11 protein-coding genes and 5 pseudogenes are annotated in these 15,067 nt (G+C 65.8%); 12 read left to right on the top strand and 4 right to left on the bottom strand.

Annotated elements, in window-relative coordinates; translation table 11 throughout:
• The first annotated feature begins 26 nt into the window (after positions 1–26).
• Positions 27–996, top strand: a pseudogene (gene trxB, locus QP181_RS07795) (thioredoxin-disulfide reductase).
• Between the two features lie 115 nt (positions 997–1,111).
• Here trxB and QP181_RS07790 read toward each other — a convergent pair.
• The 4 genes from QP181_RS07790 to QP181_RS07775 are packed head-to-tail and all read right to left on the bottom strand — an operon-like array spanning position 1,112 to position 2,854.
• On the bottom strand, positions 1,112–1,375 hold the full coding sequence (locus QP181_RS07790) for a hypothetical protein (RefSeq protein WP_333928176.1): 264 nt from the start codon (positions 1,373–1,375) through the stop codon (positions 1,112–1,114).
• Complete coding sequence (locus QP181_RS07785; RefSeq protein WP_333928175.1) at positions 1,372–1,887, bottom strand: alpha/beta hydrolase family protein; 516 nt, start codon at positions 1,885–1,887, stop codon at positions 1,372–1,374. The genes QP181_RS07790 and QP181_RS07785 overlap by 4 nt, the downstream gene beginning before the upstream one ends.
• On the bottom strand, positions 1,875–2,546 hold the full coding sequence (locus QP181_RS07780) for an alpha/beta hydrolase family protein (protein WP_333928174.1): 672 nt from the start codon (positions 2,544–2,546) through the stop codon (positions 1,875–1,877). Before QP181_RS07780 ends, QP181_RS07785 begins: the two co-directional genes overlap by 13 nt.
• Positions 2,547–2,575: 29 nt before the next feature.
• Positions 2,576–2,854, bottom strand: coding sequence for an acyl carrier protein (locus tag QP181_RS07775; protein ID WP_132740135.1), 279 nt, complete (start codon positions 2,852–2,854; stop codon positions 2,576–2,578).
• Between the two features lie 93 nt (positions 2,855–2,947).
• On the opposite strand from QP181_RS07775, the pseudogene QP181_RS07770 reads away from it, so the two are divergent.
• From QP181_RS07770 to QP181_RS19975, 11 genes and pseudogenes are all read left to right on the top strand, one after another.
• Positions 2,948–4,512: pseudogene (locus QP181_RS07770) on the top strand (acyl-CoA ligase (AMP-forming), exosortase A system-associated); the annotation flags it as partial.
• A 71-nt stretch (positions 4,513–4,583) separates the two neighbouring features.
• A complete protein-coding gene (locus QP181_RS07765; RefSeq protein ID WP_333928173.1) occupies positions 4,584–5,810 on the top strand; it encodes a pyridoxal-dependent decarboxylase, exosortase A system-associated in 1,227 nt (408 codons plus the stop codon).
• A 140-nt stretch (positions 5,811–5,950) separates the two neighbouring features.
• Positions 5,951–6,595: an XrtA/PEP-CTERM system exopolysaccharide export protein gene (locus QP181_RS07760; protein ID WP_132740128.1), complete on the top strand. Its 645-nt coding sequence runs from the start codon at positions 5,951–5,953 to the stop codon at positions 6,593–6,595.
• Positions 6,596–6,606: 11 nt separating this feature from the next.
• The gene (locus QP181_RS07755) at positions 6,607–8,037 is read left to right on the top strand and encodes an XrtA system polysaccharide chain length determinant (protein ID WP_333928172.1); all 1,431 of its coding nucleotides are present in this window, start codon (positions 6,607–6,609) and stop codon (positions 8,035–8,037) included.
• Positions 8,038–8,136: 99 nt separating this feature from the next.
• Positions 8,137–9,177, top strand: coding sequence for an AAA family ATPase (locus QP181_RS07750; protein ID WP_132896824.1), 1,041 nt, complete (start codon positions 8,137–8,139; stop codon positions 9,175–9,177).
• Positions 9,177–9,839, top strand: coding sequence for a hypothetical protein (locus tag QP181_RS07745; RefSeq protein ID WP_333928171.1), 663 nt, complete (start codon positions 9,177–9,179; stop codon positions 9,837–9,839). Before QP181_RS07750 ends, QP181_RS07745 begins: the two co-directional genes overlap by 1 nt.
• Positions 9,799–10,809 (top strand): hypothetical protein, encoded by a 1,011-nt coding sequence (locus QP181_RS07740; RefSeq protein ID WP_333922835.1) that lies wholly within the window; start codon positions 9,799–9,801, stop codon positions 10,807–10,809. The genes QP181_RS07745 and QP181_RS07740 overlap by 41 nt, the downstream gene beginning before the upstream one ends.
• Before the next feature lie 12 nt (positions 10,810–10,821).
• Positions 10,822–11,902, top strand: a pseudogene (locus QP181_RS07735) (ExeA family protein).
• Between the two features lies 1 nt (position 11,903).
• A complete protein-coding gene (locus QP181_RS07730; RefSeq protein ID WP_243643383.1) occupies positions 11,904–12,749 on the top strand; it encodes an XrtA system polysaccharide deacetylase in 846 nt (281 codons plus the stop codon).
• 8 nt (positions 12,750–12,757) lie between these two features.
• Positions 12,758–13,783, top strand: a pseudogene (locus QP181_RS07725) (FemAB family XrtA/PEP-CTERM system-associated protein).
• Positions 13,780–15,064, top strand: a pseudogene (locus QP181_RS19975) (glycosyltransferase); the annotation flags it as partial. The pseudogenes QP181_RS07725 and QP181_RS19975, both read left to right, overlap by 4 nt.
• Positions 15,065–15,067: the final 3 nt, after the last annotated feature.

Here is a 15,067-nt window from a genome sequence, read left to right as displayed (position 1 = left end):
GCCATCCGAATCTCCAAGGAATCACGATGACGACGCACACGACCCGCATGCTTATCCTCGGCTCGGGCCCCGCCGGGCTCTCGGCCGCGATCTATGGCGCGCGTGCCGGGATGGCGCCGATCGTCGTGCAAGGCATTCAGCCCGGCGGCCAGCTTACGACGACGACCGATGTCGAGAACTATCCCGGCTTCAAGGACGTGATCCAGGGCCCGTGGCTGATGGAGCAGATGCAGGCGCAGGCCGAGCATGTCGGCACGCGGATGATGTGGGACACGATCACGCAGGTCGATCTGACCAGCCGCCCGTTCCGCCTGATCGGCGACAGCGGCGACGTGTACGAGGGCGACACGCTGGTAATCGCGACCGGCGCGCAGGCGAAGTGGCTCGGCATCGACAGTGAGGAGCCGATGAAGGGCAAGGGCGTCAGCGCCTGCGCGACCTGCGACGGGTTCTTCTACCGCGGCAAGAAGGTGGCCGTCATCGGTGGCGGCAACACCGCTGTCGAGGAGGCGCTGTACCTCACCAACCATTCGCCCGACGTGACGCTGATCCACCGCCGCGATCTCGCTGCGGTCGGAGAAGATCCTCCAGGAGCGCCTGTTCGCACACAAGGGTGTGACGGTGCTGTGGAACAAGGAAGTTCGTGAGTTCGTCGACGGCGGCGGCAATGCAGGCTTGGTCGCGCTGGAGCTCGAGGATACGGTGACCGGCGAGCGCTCGCGGCTTGCGGTCGATGGCGGGTTCGTAGCAATCGGTCATCACCCGGCAACCGAGCTGTTCCGCGGGCATCTCGATCTCGATTCGGACGGGTATATCTCGGTCGAGACCGGTTCGACGCGGACCAGCGTCGAGGGCGTGTTCGCGTGCGGCGACGTGGCGGACAAGGTGTATCGGCAGGCGGTGACCGCGGCGGGCACGGGCTGCATGGCGGCGCTGGACGCCGAGCGCTTCCTGGCGGCGGCCGAGTTTGCGGAGCTTGCCGAAGCCGCCGAATAAAGTTCGCGCGCCCCTGTTGTCCTCCCCCGTCATCCTGACGAAAGTCAGGACCCAGAGCCAAGGGCGCAATCGCCTGTAACCCTGGATCCTGACGTTTGTCAGGATGACGAAATTGCTATTGTCCGGCGATCTCCGTGACGATCTTGCCGTACAGCGCGGCGGCATTCTCGACCCCGGCAAAGCTGTGCGACGCCGTGTCGAACCGCGTCACCCGCGCCCCGCCACGATACCGCGCAGCAAACGCCAACGCCGTGGCATCGCGCGCCGCGAGCAAAACGACAGCCCGGTCGCCCCAATCGTCGATCGCACCGCAAACCCGCGCCGCCAGCGCGTCCCCGTCTGCCAGCTTCGGGCGCGAGAGTTTCCTGACGCCGTTCACCAGTTTGCGCAGATCGATCTCCCCCGGATCATTCGATACCAGGATCGGGGATCGCGCAATCGCTCGGCATAGCGGGCGCGGATCGCGGCGGCGGGGGGCAGGTCGTCGGTCGGTTCGATCACCCAGGGGTTGGCGAGCACGACCCGGTCGATCCCCGCAGATCGTCCGAACAGCGCGAGCGTACTGGCGGCGTCGCAATTGCCGAAGCCGATCATGCGGGTGATGTGCGGGGCTTGCGCTCGGAACATGGCGGCGGCGGCGATAAGGTCGGGCTCGGTGGTGAGATAACCGCCATTGTTCCCGGTCAGATCACCGACGCCGCGCCGGTCGTAGCGGAACACGGGCGTGCCGGTGGCGGCCAGGCGTTGGGCTAGCATCGCCATCCCGCGGTGTGCGCCGCTGCGGATTTCGTTGCCGCCGGATACTATGAGAAGTCCGGTCGTGCCGGGGGCTTCGTCTAGCGTAGCAGCGAGCGATTCGCCCTCGCAAGCGAACCCGATCAGCCTTCGCATGATGCGATCCAGTGCGAGATATCGGCTGCAAGTTGCTGTGCGAGGGCGATATCGTTGCCTGGTTCGGAGCGGCGCCAGAGCGGTGCACCGGCGTAGGTCGCATCGGCCGCGCGGGGATCGGTGTCCAGGCGTACGACCCGGTATCGTCCGCCTTCAAACGGCACGGCATCTTGCAGTTCGGCAAGCATCCCGGGGGATAGGCGGTTGCCGGCGTACTCGCCTTCCCGAGCGGATTTACCCGCTGCGGCGCGCGTGCGTTCGAGGTCGCGGACGAGGTCGGAGCCGGTGTGGGGGGCGAGGTGCCAGCGGCCGGCGAGGTCGGCGTCGGTATCGAGTAGCGCGCCGCTTCTTATCGAAAGAGCGTAGCTATGGACGCCAAGCTGCTGTGTTAGTGCGCGATAGGCTCGGCGCTGCTCGGACAGCTTCGCATCAAGGGTTGTTACGACACTTTCGCCGGTGCCGGGGAAGTCGGGCAGCAGGCTGCCGATGCCGTGATCCGCGAGCGCGCGCAGGATGGTGCAGGTGAACTGGCGCGTCCGGTTCGCCTCCTCGAACAGGGGGAGCGCGGCGATGACGATCGGGCCGGTATCGGGCCCGAACCGCAGCATCGCTTCGCGGCCGCCGGGCCAGTCATAGGTGTCGAAACGGAGGCTGGTCATCCTGTTGGAGGCTAGACCCCCTATCAGGTTCAGACCAGCGCCTTGCCCGCGGCAAACTGGACGAGCGCACCGAACGTTTCGAGCATCTCGCCATCGATCTCGTCGTCTTCGATCAGGATACCGAGCCGGTCCTCGAGCTCGGTCAGCACGCTCGCCACCGCCATCGAGTCGAGTTCGGGCAACGCACCGAACAGCGGCGTGTCGGCGGTGAATGTGGCGACACGGTCGGCGCTGAGGCCGAGGATGTCGGCGAGGACGGCGCGTACCGTCGTTTCGACTTGGGAAGTACCTTCGAAGATCACGAGCATCGCCTGAACCGTTACGAACCGGGGTGCGCTAGCGTGTGGGGGTGAATTCGGCAACGGGTTCGCGCTTATGAGGCTTGGCGCTATTAGGGGTGGATGATCGCGCTCGACCCCATTCCGTACCCTATCGACCATGTCGCCTTGCGCGGTGCCGCGGAGGACGTGGCGCTGGTCGACAAGGTCGGGACGATGACCTTTGCCGAGCTTGAGACACGCGTGGCCGAGTTGGCTGGGTGGCTTGCGGGCAGGGGTCTTGCGGCGGGCGATCGGGTAGCGACGTGGTTGCCGAAGACGCGCACTGCCTGCCTGATGCCGCTGGCGGCGGCGCGCGCTGCGCTGGTGCATGTGCCGGTCAATCCGTTGCTGCGGCGGGCGCAGGTCGCGCATATTCTGGGCGATAGTGGCGCTCGGTTGCTAGTGACTCAGGGGTCGCGGGCCGGGACGCTGGAGAGTGACGATGTTCCGGACGGGTGTGTTGTTGTAGAAGAGAGCGACCTTCTTCCGTTCCCCCGCGAAGGCGGGGGGCCAGGGTTACAAAGCGCAACGCCCGTGATTCCTGGGCCCCCGCTTTCGCGGGGGAACGGTGAAAGGATGGGGCCGTCCGATGCCGATCCCGACAGCCTCGCCGCGATTCTGTACACGTCGGGGTCCACCGGCCGGCCGAAGGGTGTGATGCTCAGCCATGCGAACCTGTGGCTTGGGGCGGTCTCGGTCGCGCATTTTCTGAAGCTGGAGCCGAATGACCGCGTGCTGGGCGTGCTGCCGCTGTCGTTCGACTATGGTCAGAACCAGCTCTTCTCGACCTGGATCGCAGGCGCATCGGTAGCGCCGCTCGATTATCTGGTCGCACGCGACGTCGTGAAGGCGGTCGAGCGGGTCGAGGCGACGACGCTCGCCGGGGTGCCCCCTTGTGGGTGCAACTTCTGGAGGCGGAGTGGCCGGCGGAGACCGCGGCGCGGTTGAAGCGGCTGACCAACTCGGGCGGTGCGCTGACGCCGCGGCTGGTGCGCGGGCTTCGCGAGCGGTTTCCGGCTGCCGACGTGTACGCGATGTACGGGCTGACCGAGGCGTTCCGGTCGACCTATCTCGATCCTGCGCTGATCGATTCGACGCCGGATGCGATGGGGCGGGCGATTCCGTTTGCCGAGGTCTCTGTGGTGAAACCCGACGGAACGCGTGCGGCGCCGGGGGAGGCGGGGGAACTGGTGCATTCGGGGCCGTTGGTCGCGCACGGCTATTGGCAGGACCCTGAGCGGACGGCGCAGCGGTTTCGCCCTGCGCCGGACGGCGAGGGCATGGCGGTGTGGTCGGGGGATACCGTGGTCGAGGGCGAGGACGGGCTGTTGCGGTTCGTCGGGCGCGATGACGAGATGATCAAGAGTGCGGGGAACCGGATCAGCCCGCTCGAGGTCGAGGAGGCGGTTCTGGCCGGCAGCGAGGCGCGCGAGGCGGTTGCGGTGGGCGTGGCGGACGAGCGGTTGGGGCAGGCGATCGCGGTGATGCTGGCGGGCGATGCGGCTGGGGAGGCGGGTTTGCGCACGCGACTGCGGACCGCGTTGCCGAGTTTCATGCAGCCGGGTCTGTATCTCTGGCGGGATGAACTACCGCGCAATGCCAATGGGAAGCTGGACAGGTCTGCGATCGCTACTGAGGTAAGCGCATGTTCCGTCGCTAACGCGGGGCGCCAGTCTGGGCTCCCGCCTTCGCTGGGGAACAAGGAGGAGCGCGCATCATGAAACCGATGGGTGCTCTTCCCCCGGAGTTTGCGCGACAAGACGGTGCGTTGAAGATCGGCGGCCGGTCGGCTGACGATTGGGTCGCGCAGGCCGGCGACACACCGCTGTTCGTCTACGACATGGCGATCATCGCCGCCCGAATCGCCCGGTTCCGCGCGGCGATGCCGGCGATCGATCTGCATTATGCGATCAAGGCGAACCCGCATGCCGATTTGCTGACCGCAATTGCGCCGCTGGTCGATGGGCTCGACGTCGCCTCGTCGGGCGAACTCGCCAAGGCGCTGGTCGTCAAACCTGCCGCGTCGATCAGCTTTGCCGGTCCCGGCAAGCGCGATGACGAGCTCTCGGCCGCGATCATCGCCGGCGCCACGCTCAACGTCGAATCGGAGGGCGAGGCAGCGCGGGCATTCGCGATCGGCGATCGGCTCGGGCGGACGCCGCGGATGGCAGTGCGCGTGAACCCCGATATCGAACTGCGTGGGTCGGGGATGCGGATGGGTGGTCGCGCGTCGCCGTTCGGCGTCGATGCGGTGCGCGCGTCGACCTTGGTCAAGGCGATCATCGCAGCGGGAGCGGACTGGCGCGGCTTCCACATCTACGCCGGCAGCCAGGCTCTCGATCCGGCTGCGATCATCGAGACGCAGGTCGCGACGATCGCGCTCGCCGCGCGATTGGCGGACGAGGCTGGCGTCGCACCCCCGCTCGTCAATCTCGGCGGTGGTTTCGGCGTGCCCTATTTCGCGGGCGACGTGGCACTCGACGTCGAGCGGGTCGGTGAGGCGCTGGCCGAAGCGCTGGCATCCCGCCCGCCCATTCTCGCTGAAACCCGGTTCGCGATCGAACTCGGCCGCTGGCTCGTTGCCGAGGCCGGCGTCTATCTTACCCGCGTCGTCGACGTGAAGCAGAGCCAGGGTGAGACCTTCGTCATCGTCGATGGCGGGCTCAATCACCAACTCGCCGCCAGCGGCAATTTCGGCACCGTCGTCCGCCGCAATTACCCGATCGCGGCCGCCGCGCGGATGGGCGAGACCCCGACCGAAACCGTCTCCGTCGTCGGTCCGCTCTGCACACCGCTCGACCGCCTCGGCGACAAGATCGCTCTTCCGCGAGCCGAGGTCGGCGATCTGATCGCGATCTTCATGGCCGGTGCCTATGGCGCCAGCGCCAGTCCTGTCGCGTTCCTCGGGCATCCACCGGCCATCGAGATCGTTACTGGTCCATAACCCCGACTGCCGACGGCGCGGGCGTGCATGGTTACGGGGCGCTCCTAACGCTATCTTCACCTGTTCCTTGCATAGCCGAGGCTGAGTTTAGCCGTTCGCCGGATGTCCGGTGGCCGGTGTGGCGCCAGGAGAAAGTGCCCATGCGTTCCGGATCCGTTTCGAAGACAGTGATGACCATCGGCCTCGCCGCAACCACGCTGAGTGCGTGCGCGACGACGTCGACGCGTCCCGCATTGCCGCCCGCGCCGTTCGTTGCGAACCAGGAGTTGCCGGGCGAGGAATATGTCATCGGGCCGCTCGATCAGCTCAACATCTTCGTCTGGCGCAATCCCGAATTGTCGTCGAAGGTCCAGGTCCGTCCCGACGGTCGGATCACGACCCCGTTGATCAACGATATGCCCGCCGTCGGCAAGACGCCTGCGATGCTCAGCGACGACATCAAGAAGGCACTCGGGTCCTATATCAAGGACCCGATCGTATCGGTGATCGTCGAGAATTTCAGCGGGACCTATAGCCAACAGGTCCGCATCGTCGGCGCGACCGAAAAGCCCGCCTCGATTCCCTATCGCGCCAACATGACGTTGCTCGACGCGATGATCGCGGTGGGTGGCCTCAGCCAATATGCCGCAGGGAACAAGGCGCGGCTGGTGCGGTACGATCGCACCACCGGCAAGCAGACCGAGTTCGCGTTGCAGATCGGCAATCTGCTCAAGAAGGGCGATTCGTCGGCGAACGTTCAGCTCGAGCCCGGCGACGTGATCATCATTCCCGAATCGATGTTCTGAGGCACGCCCAGATGAACGGGATCTATGACGAGGTGCGCATCGCGCTCCACACGATCTGGACGCGGCGTTGGCTGGCGCTCGCGGTAGCCTGGGGCGTGTGCGTGCTCGGCTGGCTGATCGTGTCGCAGATCCCGAGCCGTTACGAATCGACTGCGCGCGTGTTTGTCCAGATGCAGACGATCCTGCCCGCGGGAATGGATGGCGTACCGCAGACCGTGCCGATGACCGTCGACACGATCCGCACCACGCTGATCTCCGCGGTGAACCTCGAAAAGGTCGTCCGTGGCACCGATCTGGCGAACACCGTGTCGAGCGACCGCGACGTCGCGGACCGGGTTGCGAGCCTGGCCCCGAACATCAAGATCCTGTCGCAGCAGGATAACGTCTTTCAGATTACGACCAGCGCCTCCAGTCCCAAGCTCGCACGTCAGATCACGCAGAAGCTGATCGACCTGTTCGTCGAACAGAATCTCGCCGGCGATCGCTCCAAGACGTCGCAGAGCCTGACGTTTCTGGACCAGCAACTCGGGGCGCGTCAGAAGCAGCTCGCGGATGCCGAGGCCAAGCGCGCGGATTTTCAGAATCGCTATCTTGGTAGCCTGCCGGGGACCGGGTCGGTCAGCGACCGGATCAGTGCCGCGCGCTCGCAGATGTCTCAGGTCGATGGCGATCTGGCCGCGGCGCAATCGAGCCTGTCGGCAGTGCAGGGGCAGATGGCGGGAACCCCGGCGACCGTGCCGGGTGCAGGCGGTATCGCAGGTGCAGCGGGTCCTGCGCGTGCCCGTCTTCAGGCGATCCAGGGCCAGCTCGCCGACGCCCGTGCGCGCGGCTATACTGAAAATCATCCCGACGTCATTGCGCTCAGGAGCCAGCTTGCGGCGGCAACGGCGGCCGCGCGCAGCGAACCTCTTTCGGGCGGCAGCGGTGCGGGTAGTGCGCAGAACCCGCTTTACGCCTCGCTCCAGTCGATGGTCGCGGATCGCACGGCGACGGTGGCGTCGTTGCGGATGCGCCGCAGCCAGTTGCAGGGCGATCTCGACCTGTTGAACTCGAAGCTGACCGGCGATCCCGAAGTCGCCGCCGAGCAAGGCGCGATCGATCGCGATTACCAGGTGCTCAAGGATCAGTATGACGCGCTGCTGAAACAGCGCGAGCAGACCGCGATCATCGGCCAGGCACAGTCGCAGAGCGATCATGTGAAGTTCAGCGTGATCGACCCGCCGACGATGCCGAGCACGCCGAGCGCACCCAACCGTATGCTGCTGCTGACGGGCGTTCTGGTGGCGGGGCTGGCCGCCGGGATCGGTGCGGCGTTTGCGATGGGCCAGTTGCGCGCGACGTTCGCGACCAGCAACCGACTTGAGAATGTGGCGGGGATGCCGGTCATCGGCTCGATCAGCGAAGTCGTTACGCGCGTGCAATCGAGATCATCGCCGCCGTAGGTACAAGATGTTCCTGGGCGGCACCGCTGCATTGGGTGCCGCCTATGTGCTGCTGCTGGGGGTCGAGATCCTCCAGCGCGGTTTGGCGGCCTGAAGGGTATGACCGTGACGAAACCTGATCGCGAACCCTCGCTGCTCGAGCGCGCAGCCAAAGTGTATGACTTCAACGCACACGCGCGTGCTCGCAACATTGGGGCGGACGCGCCGATTACGCCCGAGCCAGCTGAAGTGCCGGCGGCTGTAGCGCCCGTCGTTGAACCTGCAGCGCCTGTTGTTAAACCAGATGTTGCGGCGCGTCCGCTCGATGTCACCGAGTCCACATTCCTGGCGATCCCCGAGGCGCTCCGCGCGCCGGTCGGCGATGAATTTGCCGACGACGTCTATTACCCGGAGGAGCCGGACGACACTGCGCGGATCGACCGCGGGATGTTGGCGGCGAATGGCATGATCGTGCCCGGCGCCCCGGTGGGTCCGCTGGCCGAGGAGTTCCGCCTGATCAAGCGCCAGTTGCTGATCGCCAGCGCGCGCATCGCCGAGAGCGACAGCCCCGACAAGGCGCGGATGATTCTGGTCTGTTCGGCTCGGCCCGAAGACGGCAAGACGTTCTGCGCAATCAACCTTGCGCTTTCGATTGCGGCCGAGCGCGATACCGAAGTACTGCTCGTCGATGCCGATGTCGCCAAGCCGGACATCGTCAATCAACTCGGGTTGGCGGATAGTCCCGGTTTGCTCGATGCGCTCGGCGATGCGCGGATCGACGTCGAGGATCTCGTGATCCATACCGACGTGCCGCATCTGGCGATCCTGCCGGCCGGCACGAAAACGGCTATGGATACCGAGCTGCTTGCCAGCGCGCGTACCCGGGCGGTGATCACGCGGCTGCTCGCCGCCAATCCACGCCGGATCATCATCATCGATTCGCCGCCCGCACTCGCCGCCTCGGCAGCCTCGGTGCTGGCGATGCGCGTCGGGCAGGTAATGCTGGTCGTCCGCGCCGATCGCACGCCCGAGAGCGAGCTCCGTGCCGCGGTCAATATCCTCGACGGATGCGAGCATATTCAGCTCGTTCTCAACGCTGTATCGTTCGTTCAAGGCGGCGCGCGGTTCGGCAGTTATTACGGTCAGGACAATGTCCAATGATGCGTCACGCAACTCGCAGCCTCGCATGGGCTGGCGGTGCGGTGACGCTCGCTGCAGCTGCCATGCCAGCCGCCGCACAGGACACGCGCCGGGTCACGATCACGCCGTATATCGAGGCAAGCCAGATCCTCGACGCCGATCTGAGCGGTGGCGACACGCTGACCTATACCAGTCTCGCCGCGGGCATCGACGCAGCGATCGCCACGCCGCGTGTGGCTGGGCAGGTCAGCTATCGCTATGAGCGCCGGTTCGCATGGAACGGCGATGTCGGCGATAACGACATCCATTCGGGTCTCGCGCGCGTCGACGCGAAGCCGAACCGCAACCTGACGATCGAAGCGGGTGGCATCGCCACGCGCACCCGGTCGGATATTCGCGGCGCCGCGCCTGGCTTGCTCGTCGGCAATGTCGACAACGTCGCGCAGCTGTACGCGGTCTATGCGGGCCCCAGTTTTACGGGCACCGCCGGCCCCGTCACGTTCAACGCCAATTACCGGCTAGGCTATACCAAGGTCGAGACGCCGACCTTCGCCGATACGAGCATCGGGGGCCAGCGGCTCGACTATTACGACGATTCTGATCGGTCATACGGCGACTGCCAATGCCTCCGTCGCGCCCGGCATGATCGCGCCGTTCGGCGTGACGCTGAGCGGCGCCTATGACCGTGAAACCGCCAGTCAGTTGAAGCAGCGCTATGAGGGCTATTACGGTCGTGGCGACGTGCTCCAACCGATCTCTCCCTACGTCGCGTTGACCGCGGGGGTCGGTTACGAGAAGATCGAGACGAGTCAGAAGGATGCGTTGGTCGACGCGACCGGCGCGCCTGTTCTCGACAAGGATGGTCGGTTCGTGACCAATGCCGCATCCCCGCGGCGGATCGCATACCGGACCGACGGCATCTATTACGATGCGGGCGTGGTCTGGCGGCCAAACCGCCGTACGTCGGTCGAGGGGCATGTCGGCAAGCGCTATGGCTCACTCAGCTATACCGGTACCGCCACCTATCAGGCATCGCAGTCGGTCGGTCTTGCGGTCAACGTCTATGACGGCGTCCAGACCTTTGGTCGCCAGCTCCGCACGGGCCTGAGCAATCTCCCGACTAGCTTCGTCTCGGGCCAGCAACAGGGCTTTGGCCAGCAGTTCAACGGGTGTGTGTTCGGCTCCAGCGGCGCGCAGCCGGGGGCGTGCCTCGACGACGTTTTCCAGTCGATCTCGACGTCGAGCTACCGCGCCCGCGGGATCGACGGCGTGCTTATCGCGACGCGTGGCCGGTCGACCTGGGGCGCGGGCTTGGGCTATGCCAGCCGCAAGCTCTATGCGCCAAGGCTCTCGCCGGGCATTGTCGTCAGCGGTCTCGACGACCAGAGCTATTACGGGCAGCTCTTCTACGCGCGGTCGTTGACCCCGGTATCGGGCATCAACGCCGATCTGTTCGCGAATTACTATGACAGTGGCGTCGAGGATAGCACCGGCGACAGCAACGTTTGGTCCTATGGCGGCACCGGCACCTATTATCACAATTTCGGACGACTCGGCACTACCGCGTCGCTCGGACTTTACAGCTTCAAGGTCGGTGACCTCGACAGCGACTGGTCGGCGCAGGCGCTGATCGGTGCGCGCTATCAGTTCTGAAGGCGAGAGCAGATGTACGACGAACATTACGGACTGACGGGTCGGCCTTTCCAGCTTACCCCTGATCCCAAATTCTGGTTCGAGACCGCCACGCACCGGAAAGCGATGGCGTATCTCGGCTATGGCTTGGCGCAGGGCGAGGGCTTCATCGTCATCACCGGCGACATCGGCGCGGGCAAGACGACGCTCGTCGGTCACCTGATGGACACGATCGACCACCAGCGACTGAACGCGATTCTGGCTGGTATCGACCGCGATCGAGGCGGACGACTTGCTGCGGATCGTCGCGACCGAATTGCACGTCGATCCGGCGGGGCTGACCAAGGCCGAACTGCTGACCACGATCGAGCGTGGGCTCCATGCGGTCGCACGCACCGGCAAGCGTACGCTGCTGATCGTCGACGAGGCGCAGGCGTTGCCCGTCTCGGCACTCGAAGAACTGCGGATGCTGTCGAACTTCCAGGCGGGCGGGCATGCGCTGTTGCAGATCGTCCTGCTCGGCCAGCCCGAGTTCCGTGATCGCTTGCACGGGTCGGAGCGGCTCGAACAGCTCCGCCAGCGCGTGATCGCGATCCATCATCTCGATCCGATGGAGGAGAGCGAAGTCTCGGACTATCTCGCGCACCGCCTGTCCGTCGTCGGCTGGACCGGCAATCCGGACTTTACCGACGATGCGTTTGCGGCGTTTTACGCAGGGTCGGCGGGTGTGCCCCGTCGCCTCAACCTGCTGGCGGGCCGCGTGATGCTGTATGCCGCACTAGAGGATCTTACGGTCATCGATGCCGCGGTGGTGCGGTCGGTGCAACGCGATCTCGAAGGAGATCTCCCGACACTGGCCACCGATACGGGAAAGGGCGCTGTTGCCGCGGTCGCCCCCGCCGAGTCCACCGCACAGCCTGCGCCGACCGTCGAAGCACCGCGTAGTGATCCGGCAACCGAAGACCGCATCGCGGCGCTGGAGGCACGGGTGGAGTTGCAGGATAAGGCGCTGCGGCGCGTCCTCACCTTGCTGGTCGATTGGGTCGAGAGCGATACGGATAAGCCCGAGTACGCGCCGATCCGCGGCGTAGCCGCCTGGCATGACGCTGCATAAGATGCCTGTTCTCAATGGCATGTCGGTCGATGTTGAGGACTGGTTCCAGGTCGGTGCCTTCGAGAAGGTCATCGACAAGGCCGACTGGGACTCGCTCCAGCCGCGTGTCGAGGCGAACACCGACGCCGTCCTTGCGCTGTTCGCCGAGCGCGACACGAAGGCAACGTTCTTTACGCTCGGCTGGGTCGCGCATCGCTACCCCGCGCTGATCCGCCGGATCGTCGATGCCGGGCACGAGATCGCCAGTCATGGCTGGGATCACCAACGCGTCTTCACGATGACGCCGGAGGTATTTCGTGCTGACCTAGTCCGCGCGCGTAAAGCGATCGAGGATGCGGCAGGGACGAAGGTCACCGGTTACCGCGCGCCGAGCTTCTCGATCGATCAGCGTACGCCTTGGGCGCATATCGAACTGGCGGAGGCGGGCTACACCTATTCTTCTAGCGTCGCGCCGGTGAAGCACGACCATTATGGCTGGCTCGACGCCCCGCGCTATGGGTTCAAGCCGCTCGCGGACAATGCGCTGATCGAGGTGCCGGTGACGGTCGCCAGGTTCGGAGAGCGCAAGCTCGCCACCGGCGGCGGGTTCTTCCGCCTGCTCCCCGCGGCGATCACCGACTTCGCAGTGCGTCAGGTCAACGGCGAAGATCGCCCGGCGATGTTCTATTTTCACCCCTGGGAGATCGATCCGGCGCAACCGCGAGTCGATGCGGCACCGATGCGCTCGAAGATCCGTCATTATTCGCGGCTGGGCGCGATGGCTGGGAAATTGCGCGGGTTGCTCGGCCGTCACGACTGGGGCCGCGTCGACGCGGTCGTCGCGCGCGAAGCGGCCCGACTGGCGTGACCGCGCCGATGCCCGTGGGCGTGCGCGAAGCGGACCTTCGCGATCCGGTCGAGTGTGCCAGGATCGCCGCTTTCGTAGCGGTGACCGAGGGCGCTACGCCATTCCACCTGCCGGCGTGGAGCCAAGCGGTCCAGGACGGATGTGGGCAACGCGCGCGTTACTTGCTCGCCGAGCATTCCAGCGGGGCGATTGCCGGGGTCCTCCCGCTGTCCGAAATGCGCTCACCGCTGTTCGGCCGCGCACTGGTGTCGACTGGGTTCGGCGTCGATGGCGGCATTTTGGGGAGGTCGATCGAACCACTCGCAGCGGGGGCTTGGAACCTTGCGCTGAGGACTGGCTGCCCCTCGGTCGAACTGCGCGGCGGTCCCGCACCGGAGGGTTGGACGAGCGACGACACCAGCTATCTCGGTTTCGCGCGGGATCTGGCGGCGGACGACGACGCCGAACTGCTTGCGATCCCGCGTAAGCAGCGTGCAGAAGTGCGTCGTTCGCTTGGGTTCGATCTTGAGATCATCACCGGCACAGACCGGAAATTGCTCGCCGAGCACTACCGGGTTTATGCCGAGTCGGTCCGAAACCTTGGCACACCGGTGTTTCCTGCCAAGCTTTTCCGCAGCGTTGCCAGCATGATGGATGCGGATGTTCTGACCGTCCGGCATGAGGGCAGGGCGGTCGCCAGCGTTCTCAGTCTGTATTTCGACGGCACCGTCTATCCGTATTGGGGTGGCGGGACCGACGCCGCGCGCGGCTTCGTGCCAACGACCGGATGTATTTCGCGCTGATGGCGCACGCCCGCGCGGGGCTGTACGCGGTTCGATTTCGGGCGTTCGAAGACCGGCACGGGCGCGGCTGCGTTCAAAAAGAACTGGGGCTTCACGCCCGAGCCACGGCTTTATGCCAAGCGCAGCAGCGGCCCGGCCCGCGAGGTGAACCCGCTCAACCCAAAATATGCGCTGATGGTGCGGACGTGGAAGCGCCTCCCGCTATGGGCCGCGACTGCTGCAGGACCGTGGATTTCCCGAGGCCTGGGGTGAGCCTGCTCTTCCTCGCGCATCGCGTACCGTTTCCGCCCGATCGCGGCGACAAGATCCGCAGTTTCCACATCCTCCAGTATCTGGCGCGACGTACGCCGGTGCATCTGGTGGCGTTCGCCGACGATGAAGCCGACTTCGATCCGCCGACCGCGTTCACTGACCTTCTCGCGAGTTGCAAGATCCTGCCACGGAAGAAGTCGCAGAAGCGCGCCGCGATCGAAGCGCTGGCCACGGGTAAGCCGGTATCGCTGACCGCGTTCGCCAGCGCGGCGATGCAGGCTGCAGTCGATCGCGTCCTGCCTGAGGTCACGAGCACCTACTGCTTCTCGGGCCAGATGGCGCAGTATCTGCCGGTCGGCGGGCCGCCGGTCGTCATGGATTTCGTCGACGTCGATTCCGCGAAGTTCGCCGGATTCGCCGAAGACACGCGCGGCCCGATGCGCTGGATGATGCGCCGCGAATCCCGTCTACTCGGTGCATTCGAGCACGATGTTGCGGCCCGCGCTTCCGCCAGCCTGTTCGTCAGCGAGGCCGAGGCCGCGCTGTTCCGCGCAGGCGGTGCGGCGGGGCGGATATTGGCTGTCGAGAACGGCATCGATTCGGTGAAGTTCGATCCGGCTGCGGACTTTGCAAACGTCGAAAGTAAGTACCCCCGGCGAAGGCCGGGGCCCAATTGGAGAGGTCGCAGTAATGGGGGATGGTCCTTTGCCATCGATATCCCCCAATTGGACCCCGGCCTTCGCCGGGGTGGATGGTGCGGGTGATTCGAATGGTTCCCCCCTCATCGTCTTCACCGGACAGATGGACTACCGCCCCAACATCGACGCGGTGACGTGGTTCGCGCGCGACATCCTCCCGCTGATCCGCAAACGCCACCCCGCGCATTTCGCGATCGTCGGCCGCGCACCGACCGCCGCAGTCCAAGCGCTGGCGGGTGACCACGTCACCGTCACCGGCGCGGTCGACGACGTCCGCGGCTGGCTCGCGGCTGCTGCCGTCTGCGTCGCGCCGTTGAAACTCGCGCGCGGCATCCAGAACAAGGTGCTCGAAGCCATGGCGATGGCGCGCCCTGTGGTCGCATCCACGGCAGCGGCGGAAGGTATCGACCACGCCGACACGATCCGCGTCGCGGACACCGCGCAGGACTTCGCCGACCGCATAGCCGCGCTGATCGAAACGCCTGGGACCGCCGCCGCGCTAGGCCAAGCCGCCCGCGCGCAGGTTATCCGTCGGTACGGCTGGGACGCCCGGCTCGCCCCGCTCGACGCTCTGCTGGGCCTCGCA

The organism is Sphingomonas sp. LR55 (assembly GCF_036856015.1).
Taxonomy (GTDB): domain Bacteria; phylum Pseudomonadota; class Alphaproteobacteria; order Sphingomonadales; family Sphingomonadaceae; genus Sphingomonas.
Note: the sequence above shows the minus strand (reverse complement) of the source record. Positions and strands in the feature narration are given on the sequence as shown.

Coding starts and splice junctions, on each gene's coding strand:
- QP181_RS07730 (WP_243643383.1), top strand. CDS start 11,904: ATGCCTGTTCTCAATGGCATGTCGGTCGATGTTGAGGACTGGTTCCAG.
- QP181_RS07745 (WP_333928171.1), top strand. CDS start 9,177: ATGCGTCACGCAACTCGCAGCCTCGCATGGGCTGGCGGTGCGGTGACG.
- QP181_RS07775 (WP_132740135.1), bottom strand. CDS start 2,854: ATGCTCGTGATCTTCGAAGGTACTTCCCAAGTCGAAACGACGGTACGC.
- QP181_RS07760 (WP_132740128.1), top strand. CDS start 5,951: ATGCGTTCCGGATCCGTTTCGAAGACAGTGATGACCATCGGCCTCGCC.
- QP181_RS07785 (WP_333928175.1), bottom strand. CDS start 1,887: ATGCGAAGGCTGATCGGGTTCGCTTGCGAGGGCGAATCGCTCGCTGCT.
- QP181_RS07740 (WP_333922835.1), top strand. CDS start 9,799: ATGATCGCGCCGTTCGGCGTGACGCTGAGCGGCGCCTATGACCGTGAA.
- QP181_RS07750 (WP_132896824.1), top strand. CDS start 8,137: ATGACCGTGACGAAACCTGATCGCGAACCCTCGCTGCTCGAGCGCGCA.
- QP181_RS07765 (WP_333928173.1), top strand. CDS start 4,584: ATGAAACCGATGGGTGCTCTTCCCCCGGAGTTTGCGCGACAAGACGGT.
- QP181_RS07755 (WP_333928172.1), top strand. CDS start 6,607: ATGAACGGGATCTATGACGAGGTGCGCATCGCGCTCCACACGATCTGG.
- QP181_RS07780 (WP_333928174.1), bottom strand. CDS start 2,546: ATGACCAGCCTCCGTTTCGACACCTATGACTGGCCCGGCGGCCGCGAA.